This is a genomic window from Faecalibacterium sp. PGM34 (genome assembly GCF_054456555.1).
The window spans coordinates 1,430,029-1,451,030 of record NZ_CM136898.1 but is presented as its reverse complement, the minus strand read 5'-3'; the positions used below and the strand labels follow the sequence as shown (position 1 = coordinate 1,451,030).

Sequence of the window (21,002 nt, the reverse complement as noted above, 5' to 3'; positions counted from 1 at the left end):
TGTCGAAATTTCGTTGTTCTGTCTGGAATACGAACGACCCCCGCAAAAAATTGCAGCCCCAGCAGATCTTTTCCCGCCGGGGCTGGCTTACCGCTTTATTTTTTCTGCTGTGAAACACCCAGACATAGAAAGGTCGAGCCAAGGCAGAGCCACATCACCGCCGTGGAGCGATTTTTCGCAGTGATAAAATTCAACATCGCAGTAAGAAAAGACAGCAGTCCGCTGAGATAAAATAGATTCCATTTTTTCATGGCTTATCCCTCCGGTTTTGGTTTTTCACCGGCTATTTTGGATACGGCAAGCGCAGGGGCGGCTGCCATTTTACTCCGCGTGCAAAGGGGCGCAGAGCGCCCACCCGGCACGCAGAAAGCGTGTGCCCGCAGCAGTCTGCGGGGCAAATTCATGAAGGGTGGCTTGCCTGCCTGCCCATGGAGATGTAAGCGCAAAAGCAGGAATGCGGGAAAAAGCAAGGGACGGTTTTGGCGAAAAAGCGTCTGGCGGTGGCGGAAAAGCCGAACGCAAGATTTTTTCATATTATGCTGGCTCGTAAGGTGAGCCGTACCAAAACTTCCTTGCGGAAATGTGCAGCCTTATAGTTCATCTGCACCTGAACCGGCAGCTGTGCACCCGGCGCTTGCCGCACCCAAAATAGCCGGTGGAGCGCTCATTTAGTTTTTGACGTTTTCCAGATAGGTCTCAAAGGCTTCGGCAAAGCTGACATTTACATCAAAGGGGACAGTGTAGTCCACCTTGGAGGTCACAAGGCAGAGGTCCAGCCGGTTGGAAGTCTCGTCTGCCTGCCGGTTCAGCTTACCTAGCGCGGCATGGATGACCTTGCGGTCGTAGTTGATGGTGGTCACCCGCTTCACATCGCAGCAGTAGGAGATCTGGTTGCCCTCAGCGTTGAAGCGGTAGCCCGTGCCCCCGCCGGAGAGCAGCTGCTCGGAGCTGCGCAGGTCGTTCATCCGCTTGAAGGTGCGGGCAATGCTCTGGCGCGCGGCGTTCAGGCTGACCTCGCTGTCCATATCCATGTCCAGCGCATCCTTTGCCTTGCGGATGGCGGCAAACAGGCGGCTCTTCTCCTCCAGCAGGTAGAGCATGAACCGGGCAACGTCGGTGATCTGCTCTGCATATTCGGTCTGTGCCACGTCCATAACGGTCTCGTCCTCGGCTTCGGGCATCACCTTATGGCGCAGATAGGTGTTGGCTACCTTGGTCACGTTGGCGTCGCAGTCCAGAATGCCCTGTGCCTCGTCCAGCAGGGACTGGAGCTTGTTCTGGTAACGGAATGCTTCCTTCAGGTTCATAGTCGTTCCCTCCGTCTTGCTTTTCTGCTTTCAGCTTACCATAGACTGCCCGCCCGCGCAAGCCAAATATCGGTCGCCCGCCTGCGGAACAGGCGGCAGCTCTGTGCCTTTTTACCCGAAATACACAAAACTTTTTTCCAAAATACACAGAAAAGTGGCAAAACACTTGTAATGTGCGAAATTTGTATGTATACTGAGGACAGGTTTCACCCCGGAAAATAAAAGAAGAAAAGAGGTAAATCACATGAGAAAACTGCTCCGCAAGCTGGCCTCCGGCGTTCTGGCAGCTGCACTGGCAGTCAGCCTTGTCCCGGCTGCTGCGTTTGCCGCACCCGCAAAGGAGACCCACATCACCATCCTTGGCACCTCGGATATGCACGCGAACCCCTGGGGTTTCAGCTACGAGGATGACAAGGAAACCAGTAACAACGGTATGGCACGTCTGTACACCTACATCCAGCAGGTGCGTGCCGAGGAAAAGAACGTTGTGCTGCTGGATGCCGGCGATGATATTCAGGGCACCATCATGACCGACGATATCTACAACAAAAAGCCGGATTCTCCCCACCCCGTGATCACCGCCATGAACATTATGGGCTACGACGCCATGACGCTGGGCAACCACGAGTTCAACTGGGGCGTGCCCACCCTGCGCAAGATCATTGCACAGGCTAACTTCCCGGTGCTGGCTGCCAACATCAAGGATGCCGATGGCAACTTTGTGACCGGCGCAGGCTGGACCATCGTGGAGCGCGACGGTGTGAAGATCGCTGTCATCGGCGTGGATACCCCCGATGTGCCCATCTGGGACGGCGGCAAGGAGGGCATTGAGGAGTGCACCTACGAGGCTGCCAACACTGCCGTGAAGGAGGCCATCAAGGCCATCGGCAAGCAGGCTGACATCATCGTGGTCTCCGCGCACATGGGCCTGTACGCAGAATTTGACGAGGAGCACGGCTCCGACTCTGCACAGAAGATTCTGGACGACAACCCCGAGGTGGACGTGCTGCAGGTCGCGCACCTGCACACTGTCGTCAAGCAGAAACAGGGCAACGTAGTGATTGGCGGCGTGCGCAGCAGCGGCCGCGATATTGCCCGTTTTGACCTGACGCTGGATGCTAACAAAAAGATCATCGCCTCCTCTGTGGACGTTGTAGACATGACCGGCGTTACCCCCAGCGAGGAGCTGCGCTCCAACCCCGTGATTGCCGAGGCACATCAGGCCACCCGCAACTTTATCACCGGCGGTACCGGTGAAAAGGGCGAAAAGGGTGCTTCTCTGGGCTCTACCACCGCAAAGTTCCAGCCCAAGAATGAGATCGCCGGTCTGCCGGAGGGCAAGCTGCGCGACACCGCCGTTATGGACCTGATCAACAAGGTGCAGCTGGCAAACTCCGGCGCAGACGTTTCTGCCGCCGCCCTGTTCAAGGACACCAGCGACCTGCCCAAGGGCGATATCAACTACGGCAACATCTTCAACATTTATAAGTTTGATAACACCCTGTACCGCGTACCCGTGACCGGTGCAGAGCTGAAGGCCTACATGGAGTGGTCTGTCGAGTGCTACAACCAGTGGGTGCCCGGCGATATCAACATCTCTTTCGACCCCGAGTACCCCGGCTACCTGTACGATATGTTTGCCGGTGTGGACTACGAGATCGACCTGAGCCAGCCCAAGGGCCAGCGCATCAAGAACGTTATGTTCCACGGCGAGCCGCTGCGCGATGACCAGACCCTGACTCTGGCTGTGAACAACTACCGCTACTCCTCTGCCCTGAAGAGTCAGGGACTGGTGGCCGGCAAGAAGGAGTGGGAGTCCTCCAACTCCATCCGCGATATGATCGTAGCTTACTTTGCCGAGCACTCTCCCGTTGCTCCCGAGGTGGATAACAACTGGAAGATCGTGGGCGTGGACCTGCAGGAGGACAACCCGGACCGTGCTACTCTGATCGCACTGATCAACAAGGGCATCATCGATACCCCCTACAGCAAGAGCCTGAACCTGAACGACCCCGAAGTGCAGGAGATCCTGAACGACAAGAGTAACAGCGCGCTCCGCAATTGGAACCGCGTAAAGATGTTCTTTACCCTGAAGTGATCTGTAGCCCGCTCCGTTTCCGGACAGATTATAGTAACAGACAGGCGGCGCTTTTTGCCGAGCGCACGCTGTAAATAACAGGCAAAACGCCCGCCCCGGCATGACCGGGACGGGCGTTTTGCTTTTGCTGTGACACTTATTGGGATAAGAGATTGGCATTACTCAGCCGGCCACGCGCTCGGTGCGGCCTGCCTCCAGCATATAGCGCAGGAAGCCGGTCACGTCGGCGGGGTCGGTCACGGTGAGGTCAAAGCCCTTCTTGGGGGCAGTGTCCATCATCTGCAGCATGGAGCGTGCGGTAGCGTCCTTTTTCAGGTCGCAGGTCTTGCCGTTGTCCAGATGCAGCAGCACGCTGCCGTGGCTGGCAGAAAGCTGGCGCATGAAACGTTCCTTATCAAAATACTCGATACGAAGCATAGGAATACCTCCTTGATGAAATGGTTTATGTTACACTTGCCGTCCGGTCCTCTTTGGACTGGCGGCGGGAGAATAGCGGTTTTGCCCGGCAGGGGAAATGCTTGCACAGCTTGCGTCCCGGCTGCCTTGGTGCTATACTGAGCTTGGAAGCTCTGATAGGATAATACCACAAAATAATCGCAAATTATAGAACAGAACCGCATAGTATATGCAACAAAACCGGCATTGATAAAAAACATTCAAAGTATTGCGGAAAGGAATTGGTAAATATGGCATATCAGACAAGCTGTGCATCCTATACAAGCGGCCGGGTGGGGCTTTCCAGCGCTACCGCCGTGGTGGCCGATGCCGCCGGGCGGGAACAGACCCAGCACGGCAGCCCGCTGTTCCCTATCGCCTGCTATGCCGAGGATCTTTCCTGCTACTCGGTGGCGTGGCACTGGCACGAGGAATTTGAGTTCATTCTGGCGGCGCTTGGGCCTATCCATGTGGATGTGAACAAGACCCGCCTGACCCTGCAGACCGGGCAGGGGGTGTTCATCAGCTCCGGGGCACTGCACGCGGTAGAGCCTGCCGAGGGCAGAGCACTGCTGCACTCCGGCGTATTCCAGCCCAGGCTTGTCGGCGGCATGGACACCGTATTCTGGCAAAAGCTCATCCGCCCGCTTTTGCAGCCCGGCACGCCGCCCTTCTTTTTACTGGACGAAGCCGTGCCATGGCAGCGGCAGGTGCTGCTCTGCCTGCGGGAGGCGTGGAAGGGCGTGGCAGACGAGCCCTTTGACTATGAGAACCGGGTGCGCTACCACCTTACCGCCGCGCTGCGGCTGCTCATTACCCAATGCGTCAGCGGCAAGGTGAAGGTATCGGAGCAGGAGCAGATCGCCTCGGAGCGGATGAAGCAGATGCTCCGCTATGTAGAGGAGCACTACGCCGAGGAGCTGACCGTGGAAAAGCTGGCTGGCTGCGTAGCCCTGAGTGAAAGCGCCTGTCTGCGCAGTTTCCGGCAGTTTCTGGGCATCACGCCCATCCAGTACGTCAAACAGTTCCGGGTGGAAAAAGCCGCCGAGCTGCTGCGCTCCACCCGGCTCAAGACCGGCGAGGTAGGGCTGGAATGCGGCTTTTCGGACGCCAGCTACTTTATCAAGACCTTCCGGGAGATCAAGCACTGCACCCCCCGGGAGTACCGCATCCGCTTCTGCTAACATGAAAAAGAGGGACAGAAATGCCCGCAGGCATTTCTGTCCCTCTGATTTTAATGCAATTCCTTGAATCATGGCCAAAGCGCAAGCGGAGACCATTTTCAATCGTCCAACGCAGAAGAAGGCGCGCCGGTTCAACCGCCGGTTTTACCGGTGCAAAGGCCTTGCCAGCGCTCCGGCGGGATGACCGCCTCGGTGACAAAGGCTTCGGGGTTCGGGGCAAGAACGTGGCGGGTGACCTTGAAAAGTCCCTCGGCGTCGCACAAAACGCAAGCTGCATCGCCAAATTTCGTGTTTTTTGCTGCACCGCAGTCCAGATACGCCTGCTCCAGCTTGACGAAATCCTCCGAGATATGCGGCTGCTGCGCATTGTAGTGGCGGCGCATATAGACGTTGTGCTGCGCCCCGGCTTCGTCCACCACGGTCATCTGCATGGGCTTGTCGGTCAGGCGGTTCGGCACGTTCAGCACCTCCTCCACGCTATGGATAAAAGTGTTGCGGGCGTGGGTGACCCCCAGCAATAGCACCTTGCCGTGGGCTGCCCGCAGCCGGTCGTAGCAGCCGCCGGGGGTGCAGGGAGTGTTGGCGTTCAACTCCCCTTCTATGTAAGCAGCCGCCCCCTTGCCGTAAGCCGCCATGCTGTGGGTGGGGTGCAGCGAGCGCACCACGCCGGGGCGCTGCCGGAACAGCTCCGGCAGGATGCCCACACAGCACGGGCTGCGGCGCACATCGAACACCCGGTTCTCCTCGTTGATGAACCGCCATGTGTGGGTGGGCAGCAGCAGCAAGCCCTCTGCAAAAAACTCCATCAATGCGTCCAGAACTGTGTCTGCGCCGCCCTCCACCGGGCCGATGGATCTCATGGAGGAATGAATCAGGATGGTCTCGTTCCCTGTCAGCCCCATCGCGGCAAGTTCGCGCTTGAGGTCAGCCTTTGTATATGCCATATCGTTTCTCCTTTTCGGGCGTTTTGTTTACTTCCAGTTTACCGCCTTTTGTGCGGCAAAGCAAGCCCGCAGCAGCGCCCCAGCGATGCGCAAAAATAGTGCAGAACTCTATTACAACTTTTCAATTTTGAACAATGTGAAAAAAGATACGAAGTTACGATAGAATTTCACATTGTTCAACTTGAACAATGTGGAGAAAGGCCCGCAGTTTTCTGCGCATAGCCGCCCACATTGTTCAAGCTCCGGCTGTATCCTGAAGCATCATTTTGAACAATGTGAAAAGTAAGCGTATCCACGTTCTATAATTTAAGTGCAGTGTGCAAAAAGCACACAAATCTGCGTGTTTATGCACCGTTGCTGCACATTGTTCAAAACCCTGTAGGTCATAGGGGGACTTCTGAACAATGTGTCGACACGCAAAAAGGCACATACCCTGCCGCATCTGCGGGGGTATGTGCCTTTCAGCTTTTTCAGTGGTCAGCAGTTACTCGCCCAGCAGTTCCTTGCGCACCGGTGCGACCTGATCGTTCACAAGCTCCTTCAGAGCCTTCTGGAAGTGCCACATATCATTGCCGAGGATGATCATGTTGTAACCGTCTGCGATGGCCTGCTTCAGGTTCTCCTGCGTGGGAGGCACCACCGGGCCCAGAACGCCCAGACCCTTGGCGCGGCACTTTGCCACCAGCGTCTTGTAGGCCTCGTGGACCTCCTCGCCCATGGAGTAGCCGATTTTCAGCTGCTTGGAAACAGCGTAGTCGATGGGTCCGAAGTTGACGGCATCAATGCCGGGCACGTCAAGGATTTCGTCGATGTTATCGGTAAACTCAAAGTCCTCGTCCATGGGGATGACCAACGTATCCCGGTTCTGCTGCTCAATGTAGGCGTTCCAGTCAAAGTTGTGGTAGCCAAAACCGGCGGCGCGCACATTGGTCTCGCCGCCGCGACGGCCCAGCGGTGCAAACTTTGCGCCCTCCACGCTGCGGCGCGCCATTTCGGCCGTCTTGCAGTGGGGGATCACAACGCCGTCTGCGCCCCATTCCAACACCTTACGGATGGCTACCTCGTTGTCGTCTGCCATGCGCACCAGCACCGAAATATCATGCAGTTTCGCAGCCATGATCTGCTTTTCGAATGCTTCATCCAGCATATAGTTGGTGTGCTCCAGATCCAGATAGATAAAATCCAGACCGGACATAGCAATGTTTTCGATCACGCAGGTAGTGCCGGTAAAGCATGCCATACCGAAAACCGGGCCCTTTTTCATCTTTTCCTTCAGAGTCAATTCTTACACCTTCTCTTTTTTCTCGGGTTCCTATTATAAACCGCACCCGCTTTGCGGCGGGTGCGGCTGCGTACAGACCTATGCTTAGAAAATGCTGTAACCCAGCAGCTGCGGCAGGGCGGTGGTCAGCGGGCCCCACAGGCTGATAGAGATCAGCACGATGACGTTGCAGATGACATAAGGTGCAGCGCCCTTGAAGATCTCGATAATGGGCATACGGTTGATCTTGTTGCAGGCGTTCAGGCACATGCCAACAGGAGGCGTGACCAGACCGATGGCAAGGCCGGTGATCATCATAGCGCCGAACTGCAGCGGAGAGAAGCCGTACTGCTGCATGACCGGCAGCAGAATGGGGGTCAGCAACAGGATGGCGGGGCTGACGTCGATGAAGGTACCGATCATCAGGATCAGCACGTCAAAGATCAGTGCAATGGCCCATGCGGGCAGGTTGAGGGACATGAAGAATGCGCCCACGGTCTGCGGCACTTTCTGCATGGTGAGCACCCATGTGAAGATGGTGGTAAAGCCGATGATGAGCATGATGGAGGAGGAGGAGATCAGGGTCTTTTTCAGTGCTTCCCAGACACCCTTCCAGGTCAGCTCCTTGTAAACGAAGAAGCCCACCAGAATGGAGTACAGCACGGCCACACCGGCGCTCTCGGAGGCGGTGCAGACGCCAAAGGAAACGCAGATGATGATGAACACCGGCATGATCAGGGCGGGGATGCCGCTCAGCAGGCTCTTGGCGGCGCGCTTTGCGTCAAACTTGGCCTTTGCCGGGTGCCAGCCATTCTTTGCACTGATGATGTACACGAGGACCAGCTGAGTCAGACCGATCAGGATGCCGGGCACGGCGCCTGCCATGAACAGTGCACCCACGGATGCGCCGGAGATCATGGAGTAAACGATCATGGGGGTAGAGGGCGGGATGATCATGCCCATGGTGGAGGAAGCAACAGTGATGCCCGCAGAAGCCTCCGGAGGATAGCCCTCCTTTTCCATGGCGGGGATCAGGATGGAGCCCAGAGCAGAGGTATCTGCCACAGAGGAACCGGAGATTCCGCCGAAGATCATGGAGGCCACGATGTTCACTTCGCCCAGACCGCCGCGCACCGGGCGCAGCAGCTCCATGCAGAAGTTGATGATGCGCTGGGTGATACCGCCGGTATTCATCAGCTCACCGGCCAGCATGAACAGCGGCATGGCGATCATCAGCTCGCTGTAAGCGCCGTTCCACACGCGCTGCGGCAGCATGGCGATAAAGTTGGGTGCGTAGATCAGAATATAGCTCACGCAGGAAGCGCCGATTGCAAAGGCCAGCGGCACGCCCAGCGCAGCAAAGAAGATCAGCAGCACCAGAAGGATGAGCATTGCCATAAGTATTTTCTCTCCTTTCCCTTATGCGTCTTCCTTGGTCAGCGCCTTGTTTTTGGGCGCAAAAAAGGAAATGTCAGCCTTGTACAGGGTGATGATCTTGATCACGACGCAGATGGCGCAAATGATGCCGCAAACCGGCATGATGCCGTACATATACATCATGGGGATCTCCATGCCCTGACTGATCTGCTTGCCTGCAACGCCAACGTACTTGAAGCCCTGATAGGTGAATACCAGATCCACGGCCAGTACGATGAGGTAGTTGATGATGGCCAGCCAGCGCTTGCGGGCGGGCTTGACACCGTCGTAGATAATGTCGATCATGACGTGCTCATCCTTGATGACGTTGATGCCCATGCCCCAGAAGGTGGTAAAGGCAAACAGGGTGGTGTTGAACTCTGCCAGCTGCTTCCAGCTCAGGGAGAAGCAGTAGCGCGCAATGACCGTAAAAATGACCAGCGCGGCAAGCAGTGCCATAGCGACGATCCCGATGAAAAAGTACAGATCAAACAGCTTTTTCCCGAATTTTTTGAGCGCTTCTATTGTGCTCAGCCCCTTTCCTGTAATGTTGTGGGTGGTTTATCATTGAGAAAGGGCAGCCCGAAGGCTGCCCCCGTGCCTCAATAAAAACGATATACGCGCAAGCGGTTATGCCTTTGCGACGATATCCTGCATCTCCTTGATCTCATCGGCGGTGCAGATGCCCTCGGTGACACACTGGTCGTACACGGACTGCACAGCAGTCTGGAAGGCCTTCAGCTCATCGGCAGAGGGCTCGTAGACCTCGCAGCCGTAGTCCACGATGGTCTGCTTTGCAGCGCTGGAGTTCTGGTCGATCAGCTGGTCGTTGTACTCACCCATAGCGGTAGCGCACTCGGTGATGGCATCGCGGAACTCCTCCGGCAGAGCGTTCCACCATGCAGCGTTCACATAGAAGGGGTCCGGATGGAACTGGTAGTTCACTTCGGTGAAGTACTTCTGCACTTCGTAGAACTTCATGCCTTCCACGTTGACCCACGGGTTCTCCTGACCATCGGCAACGCTGGTCTTGAGGCCCATGTACAGGTCAGAGTACGGGATGGTGGTGGTGGTAGCGCCCATGGCCTGGAAGGTCATGTCGATGGTCTTCATGCCGTTGGTGCGCATCTTCAGGCCCTTCAGGTCTGCGGGAGCCTTGATGGGGTGCTTGGAGTTGGAAAACTGACGGTAGCCGCCTGCATCGCACAGGTTGATGATGACGGTGCCGGTCTCACCCTCGGCCTCAGCGCACACCTTCTGTGCCAGCTCGCTTTGCAGCAGAGCGGTGACCTGTGCGCGGGTGTTGGTCAGGAAGGGCAGGGTGAACATCAGCAGGCGGGGGCTGAAGTCGAACTGGCCGCCGCGCATACCCTGAATGGTTCCTGCGACCACCTGCTCCAGCATCTCCTTCTCGGTGCCCAGCTGGCCGTTGCCGTAAACTTCGATCTTCACATGGCCGTTGGTAGCAGCAGCCACATCCTCGGCAAACTTTTCCATGGAGACAAAGCGGGGGTTGCCCTCGGGCTGTGCATGACCCACGGTCATGGTAAAGCTGCCCAGAGAGGCAAACTTGTCTTCACCGCCGGCTGCAGAGCTGGCTGCGGAGCTGGCTGCAGGTGCTGCGGTGGTGGTGGAAGAGGCAGAACCACCGCAGGCTGCCATTGCACCTGCTGCGGCCACTGCGCCGGATACCTTCAGAAAGCTGCGACGAGAGATCTTTTTCATACGATTGTCCTCCAACTTGTGTCAGGCCGCCGGGAAACTGCCTCGTGCTTGTCTCTTTGCCGGTCAACCTGTATACAGCGTTTACTTCGTGCTGCTATCGTAACAAAAAATACATATTTCACAAGAGCAATATTCACTGAACTTATTGAGGTTTCTTTGTGCATTTAGCACAATATTCACCTTTTTTTCAGCATTTATTCAACTTCTTTCTGGTGTTTTCGTCTAATATACCAGTTTCATTGCTGCAAGATCCGCGTTTTGCTCGATTGCAATTTCCTGTATACAAGATTTGTCATAAACTTCTATTCAAGCATTGACATTCCGCTGCCGGAACGGTACAATGATAATAAGCTTAATTTACCGGATAAATGGAGAACGACTATGGCTACATTACAGCACACGGATGAGCTCTATCATATTCTTGAGGACGAGATCTGCGCATTGAAGATTTTGCCCGGAGAAGCTCTGAGCGAAAACCAGCTGTGCAAGCGGTTCGGTGTTTCCCGCACCCCTATCCGCAGCGTTTTGCAGCGGCTGGAGCAGAACCGCTTTGTGCAGATCATCCCCTGCAAGGGCACCATCGTCACCGCCATCGACATCGGCGTGGTGGATCAGCTCATCTTCCAGCGTGTTGCGGTGGAGGGCATGGTGTTCCGGGATTTTGTGCAGAGCTGCTCGCCCATGGAGATCCTTGCGGTGGAACACCTTTATAATATGCTGCTGGAAGCCGCTGCGGGGCGCAGCGACCCGGAAAACTTTGATTTCAACCACTTTCTCAGCTGTGACCTTGCCATGCACGAGTACTGGTTCCGCAAAACCAGCAAGGAGTACCTTTGGGAACAGATGACCCGCCCGCAGGCAGACTATTCCCGCTTTATCCGTCTGGACATCGTGGGCGCGCGCAACGTATCCAGCGTTGTCAGCGAGCACACCGAGATGCTGCGCATTCTGCGGGAGAAGGATCTGGACGCCATCGAGCCGCTGATGCGCACCCACCTGTACGGCGGCGTGAGCCGCATGGGCAGCAAGATCTACTCGGACGAATACCGCGGCTACTTCAAGCTGCCGGAGAACAAAAAATAAAGAAGGCCGCTGCACAAGAAACTGTGCAGCGGCCTTCTTCTGGTTGCGCCAGCAGGAGTCGAACCTACGATGGGGGAGTCAAAGTCCCCTGCCTTACCGCTTGGCGATGGCGCATCATGCAAAATAGTATAGCATATTTTCCGCTGTTCCACAAGAGGTGCGCCACATTTTTGCAGCTTTTTCTGTGCGCTGTCTGCCGCACTTGCGGCGGTTTTGGTCGGTTTTTGGGCTTTGTGGCCGGGATCCTGCGTTTTCCATATTCTTCCATGTTTTTACGAAAGGCAAGTTTTGCGGGATGCGTTTTTCAAAAAACACAGTCCGCAGGGGGCACAAGATTCATATTGCAAAGGTGAAATTTATTTTTTTCCTGATTTTTCTTATTATTTTCTCAAAAGACTGTATTTTTTGTTGCGGTTCTGGTACGCTGGATGTGATAAAAGCAAGTTGAAGAAGCTATGCCGATGTCCGAGCTGCCCCCGGGCGGGACAGTGTCTCCATCTTTGTGAAGGAAAGCGAGGGATCTCATGAAAAAATTCCTGAAAACGCTGGTGGTCGGGCTTTGCCTGTTCACGCTGCTGTGCTGCGCACTGCCGGCTGCATTTGCCGCCGACAAAACTTCAGGGAGCAAAAAGGAAGAGAACGTGTACGCCATTGGTATGGATGCCCAAGGCGGCATCTGCTCTACTGTGGTCACCTACACGAACCTGTCCGGCAAACTGGAGAGCACGCCCGAGCAGCCTATCATGACGGGCTACACCTTTGACGGCTGGTACACCGAGCCGGTGGGCGGCAGCAAGGTAACCACCTCCACCGTGTTTACCTCCGATGCTACCATCTACGCCCACTGGACTGCCAAGGCCGGTACCACTACCGTGCCGCAGCCCACCACCCAGCCCGCCACCGTCCAGTGGCAAAAGTATGTAGGCACCGCACTTATGACCGGTGCCCTGCTTACCACCCTGCTGGTCGCCACCATGTTCTGAACACTGCTGTAAACGCAATGATACCATTGAAGAAAGGGATCTTACCATGACTACTTCTACCATGAAAATACCCGCCAGCTATTCCGCCATCGAAGCCGAAGAGATGACCTATCTGGACGGCGGTGCCAACAACGCTTATCAGACCTTCCTGGACATCGGCAAGGTGTTCAACTACATCGCCCGCATCTTCTCCGGTGCAAGCTCCATCATCAACAACGTCAACGTCATCTACCAGTCCTTTGTATCGCTGAACAGCCTGCTGGGCAGCTTCGGCAAGTAAAAGGATCACCCCAAAGTCTGGATACGGGAGCCGTGCTTTTTTCGAAAAAGTGCGGCTCCCGTTTTTCGTACACGCTGTAATTCAGTGCATCACTGCGCAGCTGCAGAACCGGCAGCTGCGGCTGGAAAGCGCCGGTTCCATCGCGCAGGCCGCGCTGGGGCTGAACAACGTGTTCGCCGCCGCGCAGGCCGCCGCCGATGACTATCTGCACTCGGTGCAGGCCAGCCTTGCGGACACCAACGCCACCGCCGCCAACACCCTTTCGCAGGCGCGCAGCGAGGCCAAACGCATTCTGGAACAGGCACAGGCAGACGCCGACAGCCTGAAGGCGCAGGCGCAGCAGGAATGCGACGCCATGACCGCCGCCGCCGCGCAAAAGCGCGCCCAGACCGAGGCCGACTGCAAGGCCATGGTGGAGCGCGCCGAGCAGGAGGTGCAGCAGCGCTGGCAGGCATTTGACCGCAAGGCCAACGAGCTGCTGGACCAGTACCGCAGCACTGACGGCCTGCTTTCGGAGGAAACATGAAAAAACGCGATATCCGGTTCGCTTCCATCCCTTCCACCGAGGAAGTGGCCGCAGAACGTGAACGTCTTGCGTACCAGAGCCGCTACCAGCGGGTGCTGCGCAGTACGATCTATATTCTGGTGGTGGTGGCCGCAGCAGCCGTGCTGCTGGCTACGCTGTTTCTGCCGGTACTTCAGGTCTCCGGCGACAGCATGTACCCTACATTAAATGATAAAGACATTATCCTGCTGGTAAAATCCAACCACATTGAAAACGGCGAGCTGTGCGGGTTTTACTGGCAGAACAAGCTGCTGCTCAAACGCATCATCGGGCAGCCCGGTGATGTGATCGATATGGACGTGAACGGCGTAGTCTCGGTAAACGGCGTGGCGCTGGACGAACCCTATGTGGACGCGCTGACCGTGGGCGAATGCGACATCCGGTTCCCCTATCAGGTGCCGGAAAACCGCTACTTCGTGCTGGGCGATCACCGTGCCACATCCATCGACAGCCGCAGCAGCGTGATAGGCTGCGTTGAAAAAAGCCAGATCGTGGGCAGGGTTTTCCTGAGAATATGGCCCTTGTCCAGCTTCTCGTTGATCCATTGACCCCGGGAGGAGGTATTTCGTTATGAACGACATTCTTAAAACGTACATGGAGCGGTTCCGCGAGAACCGGCACACCCTGCGGCGCTACACCGCGTTTGTGCTGGCGCTTGCCATGATCACCACCCTGTTCGTCAACTGGCAGCTGCACGGCGTGGGCATTTCCATGACCGCGCAATACCAGTGCGGCGAGGAGGAACACGCCCACACCGCGGATTGCTACACCAAGGTGCTCACCTGCGGTTACGAGGAAGGCGAGCTTGAAAATGCGGACGAGGTGGCCGCCGCTGCCATCAGCCAGCCTACCGTTGAGGAAGAGCCCGCGCCGCTGGCACTGGAGCCGCAGATCGAGTTTGTGCCCCACGAGCACACCGACGACTGCTACACCGAGGTGCAGACCCTGACCTGCATGGAGGAAGAGCATGTCCACGGTGACGACTGCTTTGACCCCGAGGATGGCAGCCTGATCTGCGACAAATTTGAGCATACCCACGACGAAAGCTGCTACACCACCGAGTACGAGCTGACCTGCGGCTTAGAAGAGGGCGAGCTTGTGGAGCAGGTGGTAGAGCCCACCCAGAGCGCCGAGCTGGCGGCTATGGCTGCAGCCAAGCCCGTGGCACTGGAGCCGGTGGTGGACACCGTGGAGCCCATCTACCACCACCACACTGACGCCTGCTACGAGGAAGTGCTTACCTGCCCCCTGCCGGAGCATCACCACACCGTAGCCTGCCTGAGCGACACCTCCGCCGACCTTGAGACCCCCGAGGAGTGGCAGGCCGCCAACGCCAAGGCCGAGATCTCCGGCAACTGGGCCGAGGATCTGCTCAGCGTGGCAAAAACCCAGCTGGGCTACGAGCAGAGCGAGAAAAACTTTGAGATCGACCCCGCGGACGGCGTGACCCTGCGCTACTACTCCCGCTACGGCCAGTCTTACGGCAACCCCTACGGCGAGTGGGATGTGATGTTCCTCTCTTACTGCCTGAAGTACGCCGGTATCCCCCAGAGCGCTATCCCGCAGGAGGCCAGCGTGCTTGCCCTGCGCAGCTCCATGAGCGACATGGACTGGCTGCTGGACGGCGAGGACGGCAGTTCTGCCGATGTGGGCGACATCGTTATTTATAATAAGTACGTCACCCGCACCGTGGCTGTGGACGGCAGCGCCGATGGTGCAGCGGACGGTCTGGACGACCAGTTCAGCATGGACGCCGAGGGCGAGAACGGCGCAGAGCCTGAGGAATCCGGCACTGCTGCGCTGGATACCGCCCCCACCACCGACAGTGTGACTACTCCCGATACCACCGACACCGCTGTACCCAGCGCAGTCTCCCCTGCTGCCGAGCCGCAGACCACCACCGTGACTGACGCTCAGCCCGTGGAGACCGTGGGCATCGTGAGCGAGGCGGACGATGACACCCTGACCGTCATCTCCGGCGATGTGGACGGCAAGGTGGCCGAGGTCACCCTTTCCAACGCCGAGGTTCTGGGCGTGGTGAGCGTTGCCTATGCCCAGTATGCAGACGAGATGCTCTCCTCTGCCGTTGACGGCGCACTGAAAGCCCCCAGTATGCTTACGATGGCGGGTGAGGGCTCCGCCACCTTTACATCCGTTCAATACGTTGACTTCTTTGATGAAACCCGGGATACCCATAAGGGCGGTATTACCAAATTGACCTTTAAAGTCGACAACAAAGAACAGACGGGTAATATCAAACTGGAATTCGGTAAGGCGGTCAACGCCCAGTTCGATTACCATGTCGATGCCCGCGTGCTGAGTGCAACCAACAACACCCTGACCTATAAGCTGCCAAGTGGACTTGAGCCGCCCGAGGATAAAACAGTTGACATCCTTGACAAACAAAAGAATAAGATCGGTACGCAGATCTTTTCCACAAATGGCACTACGACCCTTACCTTTGATACTGGTCATGATTACTTCGATCTTACCAATGGTTTTGACGGCTCGTTCTACTACGACTGGGAATACACAAAAGCATTGACCGGCGGCACTGAGATCCAATTCCCCGGCGGTACGACTGTAACCCTGAAGGATCCGCAGGATATCGAAATTGAAAAGAGCTGGGACACCATCAAGGAGGATTCCGATGGCAGAGCCCGAATCCCCTATAAGGTCGTTGTATCCTCGCAGTACGGCTGGCAAAAGCCGATCTGGATCCAAGACGGTCTGCAGACGAGTGACGACACCCTCTTAACCGATAAAACTTCCTATGATCGGAGCTCGTTCAAGCTGGTAAAGATAGATGCTTATGGAAATGAGACCAAGATAGACTCCTCAGTCTACTCGCCCATTTTTGACCGCGATAAGTTTACCAAAAGTCTTGATAGCAAATACTTCAAGGGCTTTGAGTACACTAATCTTCCCGCGCTTACAGCCGGAGAACGATATGTGCTGAGCTACGATGTTCTTACTGCCTACACCGGCGAGGCTGAGCTTGACAACAAAGTAAAAACCGAGGGTCATTCGGCTAAGTGCGAGGTTTACCTGGACTCCAAGGTCGAAAAGGAAGGCAACTACAATGAAACCACCGGTCTGATCGACTGGACTATTACTGTAACGAACCCTTTCAAAGCTGATCTGGATGGCTATACCGTAACGGATACCCTTGATAATGGAGCTACGATCGATGGCGATATAAAGCTATTTGTAACGAAGAAAAATGACGGAGATTGGGATAATTCGCTCAAAGAAACCATTTCTACCGCAGATGGAGAGCCTGGCTTTACCTACACCTTCAAAGAGGGCGATAACGCTCAGAGGTATGAGTTCCGGTATTCGAGCACGGTTCCTGATACCGCTGCATCGGTGAAGAACAAGGTCACATACGGTAAGGGAGACAGCCAATTCGAAGACGGTTATGAAGTCCCGATCCCCGGCCAGGAATTTGAACCGAAGAAAACCGCCTCCGGTTCGCTTACCCAAAAGAAGGACGACCCCAACACGCTTATTGCTCCTTGGACGATCACTGTAAATATGCCGCATAGAGATGCGGTATATACGATTAAAGATCATTTTGACAGAAGTTATGGCGCAGTTCAGTGTGGTAATGCCAAGACCATACAGAAGGCTATTGAAGACAGCCTGATACTCACCTATCTTGATGGTACAGTGCCAAATGCGCTTCGCTACAGTGACCTTGAGAAAAACAATATCAAACTTAAAGTCGAATACTATTATTTTCCGGATTATAGTTCCAAGGTCGAATTGGAGAATGATAACCGCGATGTGCAGTCCTTTATTGCCACGATTGACACTACAAATTGCACCCTCGACCTCGAGAAGTTGAGCTTCTCCTACAGCACAACGGTAGATGTAAGCGAGCTTGCTGTCGGCAACAGTGTTGACATCTATAACTACATTGACAACGGAGACAAAGCATACTACCCCTACAAAAAGCCCCGTACTGACGTAAGCATGACAAAGGGCTGGCGGCTCTACTATGACTCCGATTTTGCCGGCGAAAATTATGATCGTTATGGCAGCTATTTCAACAACTACGCAAAGCCCGAGCTGGACTATGATAAGAACGAAGAAGTTCGCGAAAATCAGATCGAGTATCAGGTCACGCTGGATCTCTCTGCACTGAACGAACTGCCAGCAACGATCACACTTATCGACAACTTGCCCAAGGGTGTTACCTACCTCGTATTATAAAAGAGTAGTATTTATAGACCGCTCTCCAGCGGGATGCTACAATAATTATAGGGTGCTGTGGATTGGTCTTTATCACCTACCGTCAAACGGTTTTGCGGAGGCTCCAACCACAGCTTCTTTGTTGAAATGTTAATCAGTTAGATACCGCTAGACGGTTTATTTAGAACGAGGTTACAAGAGCAAAGAAGTCTGTGGTCCTGAACAGCATCGAAATAAATACGCCGGAGGTATCAAAATGGTTTGTGTTGGAATTGACGTTGCCAAGGATAAGCATGACTGCTGTATTCTTGATTCGGACGGAACGGTTCGTGCTGACTGCTTCACCATCCCGAACAACTCAGATGGTTTCAAAAGGCTGCTGCAAACGATTCAAGACTGTACTCAAAAGTCAGACAAAATAAAAGTAGGGCTTGAGGCTACCGGGCATTATAGCTACAACATCCTTGGGTTCCTTCTTGACAACGGTCTGCCAACTTATGTCATTAACCCGTTGCATACCAATCTATACCGAAAGAGTCTCAGCCTTCGCAAAACTAAAACCGATCGTGTGGATGCAAGAACGATTGCAACTATGCTATTGTCCGATGTAGACCTCAAGTCCTACACGGATACAGCATACCACAACGAAGAGCTAAAGTCACTAACAAGATACAGATTTGAAAAAGTCCAGGAGAGAGCCAAGCTGAAGCAATCCGTATCCAGATTGGCTACAATCTTATTTCCAGAATTGGAACAGCTTGTTCCAACTCTCCATATTGCTTCGGTTTACTCGCTCCTCAGCGAATATCCCGGTGCGAAGCAGGTTTCAGAAGTTCATCTTACCAAGCTGACAAACCTTCTTGCGACAGCATCTAAGGGGCGTTACGGAAAAGACAAAGCTATCCAGATTCGAGATGCAGCCAAAACTTCCATTGGTTCCGTTATGCCTGCCAAATCTCTGGAATTGAAGCACACCATTAAGCTCATTCGGGAACTCACCTCCGAGATTGATGAAATTGAAGATTCGATTCAGCAAATCATGGATGAATTGCATCCACCACTTCTTTCTATTCCCGGAATGGGTATTCACTCCGCCGCCATGATTCTTGGAGAAATCGGTGATTTCTCCAACTTTGAATCTCCTGACAAAATCCTTGCTTACGCTGGTTGCTCTCCATCTACATACCAGTCAGGAAAACTTACAAACTGTTACGCTCACATGGAGAAGCGTGGTTCTCGTTATTTGCGATATGCCCTTTACAACGCAACCAAGTATGTCTGTCATTGGAATCCTGTCTTTGCTGAATACCTTGCCAAGAAACGTGCCGAAGGAAAGCATTACAATGTTGCCTTGTCCCATGCCACAAAGAAACTCGTGCGGCTGATCTACGCTTTGCAGAAGTCTGGAAAAACATATCTTACAGCTGCCTGATTTTCTCCAGAGCCTGAGCCAAATCCAAGAACCACTTAGCTGGCGCAGCGAACCCTTGACAAACCGAAGCATTCAAATGCTATTCTGTTTCTGCGAGGGTTGGCCGGGCTTGCTTTGCTATTCTCTCCGTCGCCCTCGCTGCTCTGATTCCAGCATTTGAATGCTGTTTGTCAGGGGCAGCGAATCGTTGACGGATTTTTTCATTTTGGGGCTTGACTTTTAATAGTTAGTCTCTGCAATGGCAATGTGCAGTCGGCCTCTATCGTATTCGCTCAGGGGATGTCGAGTGATCCGTGGTATTATGATCTCCCCTCCAAGGTAGATGGCGAAGAGATCAGTCTTCAAAGATATTTCCGAGAAAATGGCCGTCTTGAGGTGACCGACGCGACCGAGGACGAAGGGCAGACCCTCAAGTTCCACATTACCGGGCTGGACAAGATCAACTTTGCAACGCTTAATGAGCAGGGCTACACCGAGCTTGTGCTGCGCTACCGCGTCAAGATGACGGATGACCGTTGGCAGAACCTTAAATTCAACCATAACACCTATACAAACAACGTTCGCTGGGAAGAGCAGAGCAAGGATGCCTCGGTCTCCATCCACATGAAGCGCGAGGTTGCTCCCATTGATAAAGTGGGCGAGCAGGTAGCGGGGAAAAAACAGGTCAAGTACACCCTGACGATCAACCCTGCCGCAGCCAACCTGAACACAACCGGCACAACGATCACGCTTACCGATGTGCTGCAAGTAAGGTCTCCGGGTGTCCATGCAACGCTTGATCTTTCCAGCGTGAAGCTGACCAACACCGATACCGGTGAGGAGGTGCCCAAGGCTGAGTATGGCTTCATCCCGCCGGAGTTAACGTATAATGAAGAGAACCACCCCATTTACACCACCGTCTTTACCCTGCCGGATCAGACCCCGCTCAAGCTGGAGTATGTGTACGAGACCGATGCAACCGCTAATGTTCAGCTGCAAAACACAGCCACCATTACAGGCTACCAGGACGCGTACGTACGTAGATCAAACAAAGGTGGAAGGCGGTTCCACAGCCTATCAGGAAAGCGTGACCATCCATAAGGTGGATAAGCGCAACAACCTGTATGGGCTGGCAGGTGCAGCATTCTCGCTGGAGTATTTCGACCCCATCACTAACAGCTGGAAAGACTTCGATACCAGCAAACCCAGCTATGAGGTCGACAACAACGGCAACCTTACCTTCCACTTCTCAAGCACAGAAGGCACGGCCGACCTTAAGCAAAACACCCTGTACCGCATTATTGAGGTAAAGGTACCCGATGGCTACAGCGCGGAGACCGATGCAACCTATGGTGGCAACAAGCGCTACTACTTTATCTATCAGGGTACAGGCTCCAATGCAGAGGCTGCCTATAATTCTGCCGTTGGCAACAGTGGACAAGCAAGCGAGGTTCCGCCCGAGAGCGAGGTCAACTTCTTCACCAGCGGACAGTCCAACGACCTGTATGTGCCCAACACCGCCAACAGCCTGACCATCATCAAGAACTGGAAGGATCAGGACGGCAACTTCCTGAAGGCAGATCAGGTGAACATGACCGCAGTGGATGTACAGCTGTACTGCTACAAGCAAAATACGAACATAGCCAGCGCAAAACCGTACGGAGACGTGATCCAGCTGACTAAAGATCAAGGCTGGACTACCACTGTCCCCATTGATAATGACTACCGCGAGGGCTATATCTTCTTTATCAAGGAGACAAACGTCAGCGCATCCCGCTTTACCGTAGTTTACAACCAGCCGGAGGGCGTACAGGTGGGCGGAACCCTTACCTTTACCAACACCGACACCGGTTTCTCTGACTACGAACTCCCCTCTACCGGTGGCACCGGTACACTCCCGTTTACAGCCGTGGGCGGCACAATGATGCTGTCTGCGCTGGCATATAGTTTTATCTACCGCAAGCGCAGACGCGAAGGGAGGGCAGATGACTAAACTGCACTTCTCTGCTGGCGTGCCGGAGCTTAAACCCCGCCCGCCCAGCGCAAAGTTTACGCGATAGTCCGAACAAAACTACACCCCTACCCCCCCTGTACAAAAACACAGGGGGCGGCA

19 protein-coding genes and 1 tRNA gene are annotated in these 21,002 nt (G+C 54.7%); 11 read left to right on the top strand and 9 right to left on the bottom strand.

The genetic code is table 11. The features are described from left to right. Positions 1-95: 95 nt before the first annotated feature. Entirely contained in the window at positions 96-251 is a 156-nt protein-coding gene (locus ACXPUX_RS06790) for a hypothetical protein (protein WP_458831006.1), read from the bottom strand. A 417-nt stretch (positions 252-668) separates the two neighbouring features. Continuing rightward, a complete protein-coding gene (locus tag ACXPUX_RS06785) occupies positions 669-1,307 on the bottom strand; it encodes a hypothetical protein (RefSeq protein WP_458831004.1) in 639 nt (212 codons plus the stop codon). 244 nt (positions 1,308-1,551) lie between these two features. Here ACXPUX_RS06785 and ACXPUX_RS06780 point away from each other — a divergent pair, with 244 nt between their 5' ends. Beyond that, entirely contained in the window at positions 1,552-3,405 is a 1,854-nt protein-coding gene (locus tag ACXPUX_RS06780) for a bifunctional metallophosphatase/5'-nucleotidase (RefSeq protein WP_458831002.1), read from the top strand. 162 nt (positions 3,406-3,567) lie between these two features. Here ACXPUX_RS06780 and ACXPUX_RS06775 read toward each other — a convergent pair whose 3' ends face one another. Then, the gene (locus tag ACXPUX_RS06775; protein WP_249240466.1) at positions 3,568-3,822 is read right to left on the bottom strand and encodes a hypothetical protein; all 255 of its coding nucleotides are present in this window, start codon (positions 3,820-3,822) and stop codon (positions 3,568-3,570) included. Between the two features lie 269 nt (positions 3,823-4,091). Here ACXPUX_RS06775 and ACXPUX_RS06770 point away from each other — a divergent pair, with 269 nt between their 5' ends. Beyond that, complete coding sequence (locus ACXPUX_RS06770) at positions 4,092-5,024, top strand: AraC family transcriptional regulator (protein ID WP_458831000.1); 933 nt, start codon at positions 4,092-4,094, stop codon at positions 5,022-5,024. Between the two features lie 131 nt (positions 5,025-5,155). Here ACXPUX_RS06770 and ACXPUX_RS06765 read toward each other — a convergent pair whose 3' ends face one another. From ACXPUX_RS06765 to ACXPUX_RS06745, 5 genes are all read right to left on the bottom strand, one after another. Next, a complete protein-coding gene (locus tag ACXPUX_RS06765; protein ID WP_458830999.1) occupies positions 5,156-5,968 on the bottom strand; it encodes an AAC(3) family N-acetyltransferase in 813 nt (270 codons plus the stop codon). A 484-nt stretch (positions 5,969-6,452) separates the two neighbouring features. Further along, entirely contained in the window at positions 6,453-7,250 is a 798-nt protein-coding gene (locus ACXPUX_RS06760) for an HpcH/HpaI aldolase family protein (RefSeq protein WP_117553914.1), read from the bottom strand. An 84-nt stretch (positions 7,251-7,334) separates the two neighbouring features. After that, positions 7,335-8,627: a TRAP transporter large permease gene (locus ACXPUX_RS06755; RefSeq protein WP_458830997.1), complete on the bottom strand. Its 1,293-nt coding sequence runs from the start codon at positions 8,625-8,627 to the stop codon at positions 7,335-7,337. A 21-nt stretch (positions 8,628-8,648) separates the two neighbouring features. Beyond that, entirely contained in the window at positions 8,649-9,104 is a 456-nt protein-coding gene (locus ACXPUX_RS06750; protein WP_117553912.1) for a TRAP transporter small permease, read from the bottom strand. A 171-nt stretch (positions 9,105-9,275) separates the two neighbouring features. Next, positions 9,276-10,370 (bottom strand): TRAP transporter substrate-binding protein, encoded by a 1,095-nt coding sequence (locus ACXPUX_RS06745; RefSeq protein WP_458830995.1) that lies wholly within the window; start codon positions 10,368-10,370, stop codon positions 9,276-9,278. Positions 10,371-10,751: 381 nt separating this feature from the next. On the opposite strand from ACXPUX_RS06745, the gene ACXPUX_RS06740 reads away from it, so the two are divergent. Further along, positions 10,752-11,453 (top strand): GntR family transcriptional regulator, encoded by a 702-nt coding sequence (locus tag ACXPUX_RS06740; RefSeq protein WP_458830993.1) that lies wholly within the window; start codon positions 10,752-10,754, stop codon positions 11,451-11,453. Positions 11,454-11,493: 40 nt separating this feature from the next. Here ACXPUX_RS06740 and ACXPUX_RS06735 read toward each other — a convergent pair. Next, positions 11,494-11,567, bottom strand: a tRNA-Gln gene (locus tag ACXPUX_RS06735). 410 nt (positions 11,568-11,977) lie between these two features. On the opposite strand from ACXPUX_RS06735, the gene ACXPUX_RS06730 reads away from it, so the two are divergent. The 8 genes from ACXPUX_RS06730 (at position 11,978) to ACXPUX_RS06695 (ending at position 20,882) form a co-directional block, all read left to right on the top strand. Continuing rightward, complete coding sequence (locus ACXPUX_RS06730) at positions 11,978-12,436, top strand: InlB B-repeat-containing protein (RefSeq protein ID WP_458830991.1); 459 nt, start codon at positions 11,978-11,980, stop codon at positions 12,434-12,436. A 46-nt stretch (positions 12,437-12,482) separates the two neighbouring features. Further along, positions 12,483-12,716 (top strand): hypothetical protein, encoded by a 234-nt coding sequence (locus tag ACXPUX_RS06725; RefSeq protein WP_458830990.1) that lies wholly within the window; start codon positions 12,483-12,485, stop codon positions 12,714-12,716. 49 nt (positions 12,717-12,765) lie between these two features. Further along, a complete protein-coding gene (locus tag ACXPUX_RS06720) occupies positions 12,766-13,242 on the top strand; it encodes a hypothetical protein (RefSeq protein ID WP_458830988.1) in 477 nt (158 codons plus the stop codon). After that, positions 13,239-13,829 (top strand): signal peptidase I, encoded by a 591-nt coding sequence (gene lepB, locus ACXPUX_RS06715; RefSeq protein ID WP_117526849.1) that lies wholly within the window; start codon positions 13,239-13,241, stop codon positions 13,827-13,829. The genes ACXPUX_RS06720 and lepB overlap by 4 nt, the downstream gene beginning before the upstream one ends. A 22-nt stretch (positions 13,830-13,851) precedes the next feature. After that, positions 13,852-17,499, top strand: a complete 3,648-nt coding sequence (locus ACXPUX_RS06710) for an isopeptide-forming domain-containing fimbrial protein (RefSeq protein WP_458830986.1) — start codon at positions 13,852-13,854, stop codon at positions 17,497-17,499. Positions 17,500-17,734: 235 nt separating this feature from the next. Beyond that, positions 17,735-18,910, top strand: coding sequence for an IS110 family RNA-guided transposase (locus ACXPUX_RS06705; protein ID WP_458830984.1), 1,176 nt, complete (start codon positions 17,735-17,737; stop codon positions 18,908-18,910). Positions 18,911-19,285: 375 nt separating this feature from the next. Beyond that, the gene (locus tag ACXPUX_RS06700) at positions 19,286-19,990 is read left to right on the top strand and encodes a hypothetical protein (RefSeq protein WP_458830982.1); all 705 of its coding nucleotides are present in this window, start codon (positions 19,286-19,288) and stop codon (positions 19,988-19,990) included. Beyond that, entirely contained in the window at positions 19,944-20,882 is a 939-nt protein-coding gene (locus tag ACXPUX_RS06695; RefSeq protein ID WP_458830980.1) for an LPXTG cell wall anchor domain-containing protein, read from the top strand. The genes ACXPUX_RS06700 and ACXPUX_RS06695 overlap by 47 nt, the downstream gene beginning before the upstream one ends. The last annotated feature ends 120 nt before the right edge of the window (positions 20,883-21,002 follow it).

Excerpts from the sequence above, each read along its gene's own strand:
- ACXPUX_RS06775 (WP_249240466.1), bottom strand. The coding sequence starts at position 3,822 with ATGCTTCGTATCGAGTATTTTGATAAGGAACGTTTCATGCGCCAGCTT.
- ACXPUX_RS06740 (WP_458830993.1), top strand. The coding sequence starts at position 10,752 with ATGGCTACATTACAGCACACGGATGAGCTCTATCATATTCTTGAGGAC.
- ACXPUX_RS06705 (WP_458830984.1), top strand. The coding sequence starts at position 17,735 with ATGGTTTGTGTTGGAATTGACGTTGCCAAGGATAAGCATGACTGCTGT.
- ACXPUX_RS06710 (WP_458830986.1), top strand. The coding sequence starts at position 13,852 with ATGAACGACATTCTTAAAACGTACATGGAGCGGTTCCGCGAGAACCGG.
- ACXPUX_RS06790 (WP_458831006.1), bottom strand. The coding sequence starts at position 251 with ATGAAAAAATGGAATCTATTTTATCTCAGCGGACTGCTGTCTTTTCTT.
- ACXPUX_RS06770 (WP_458831000.1), top strand. The coding sequence starts at position 4,092 with ATGGCATATCAGACAAGCTGTGCATCCTATACAAGCGGCCGGGTGGGG.
- ACXPUX_RS06785 (WP_458831004.1), bottom strand. The coding sequence starts at position 1,307 with ATGAACCTGAAGGAAGCATTCCGTTACCAGAACAAGCTCCAGTCCCTG.
- ACXPUX_RS06745 (WP_458830995.1), bottom strand. The coding sequence starts at position 10,370 with ATGAAAAAGATCTCTCGTCGCAGCTTTCTGAAGGTATCCGGCGCAGTG.
- ACXPUX_RS06765 (WP_458830999.1), bottom strand. The coding sequence starts at position 5,968 with ATGGCATATACAAAGGCTGACCTCAAGCGCGAACTTGCCGCGATGGGG.
- ACXPUX_RS06750 (WP_117553912.1), bottom strand. The coding sequence starts at position 9,104 with ATGGCACTGCTTGCCGCGCTGGTCATTTTTACGGTCATTGCGCGCTAC.
- ACXPUX_RS06780 (WP_458831002.1), top strand. The coding sequence starts at position 1,552 with ATGAGAAAACTGCTCCGCAAGCTGGCCTCCGGCGTTCTGGCAGCTGCA.
- ACXPUX_RS06725 (WP_458830990.1), top strand. The coding sequence starts at position 12,483 with ATGACTACTTCTACCATGAAAATACCCGCCAGCTATTCCGCCATCGAA.
- ACXPUX_RS06730 (WP_458830991.1), top strand. The coding sequence starts at position 11,978 with ATGAAAAAATTCCTGAAAACGCTGGTGGTCGGGCTTTGCCTGTTCACG.
- ACXPUX_RS06755 (WP_458830997.1), bottom strand. The coding sequence starts at position 8,627 with ATGGCAATGCTCATCCTTCTGGTGCTGCTGATCTTCTTTGCTGCGCTG.
- lepB (WP_117526849.1), top strand. The coding sequence starts at position 13,239 with ATGAAAAAACGCGATATCCGGTTCGCTTCCATCCCTTCCACCGAGGAA.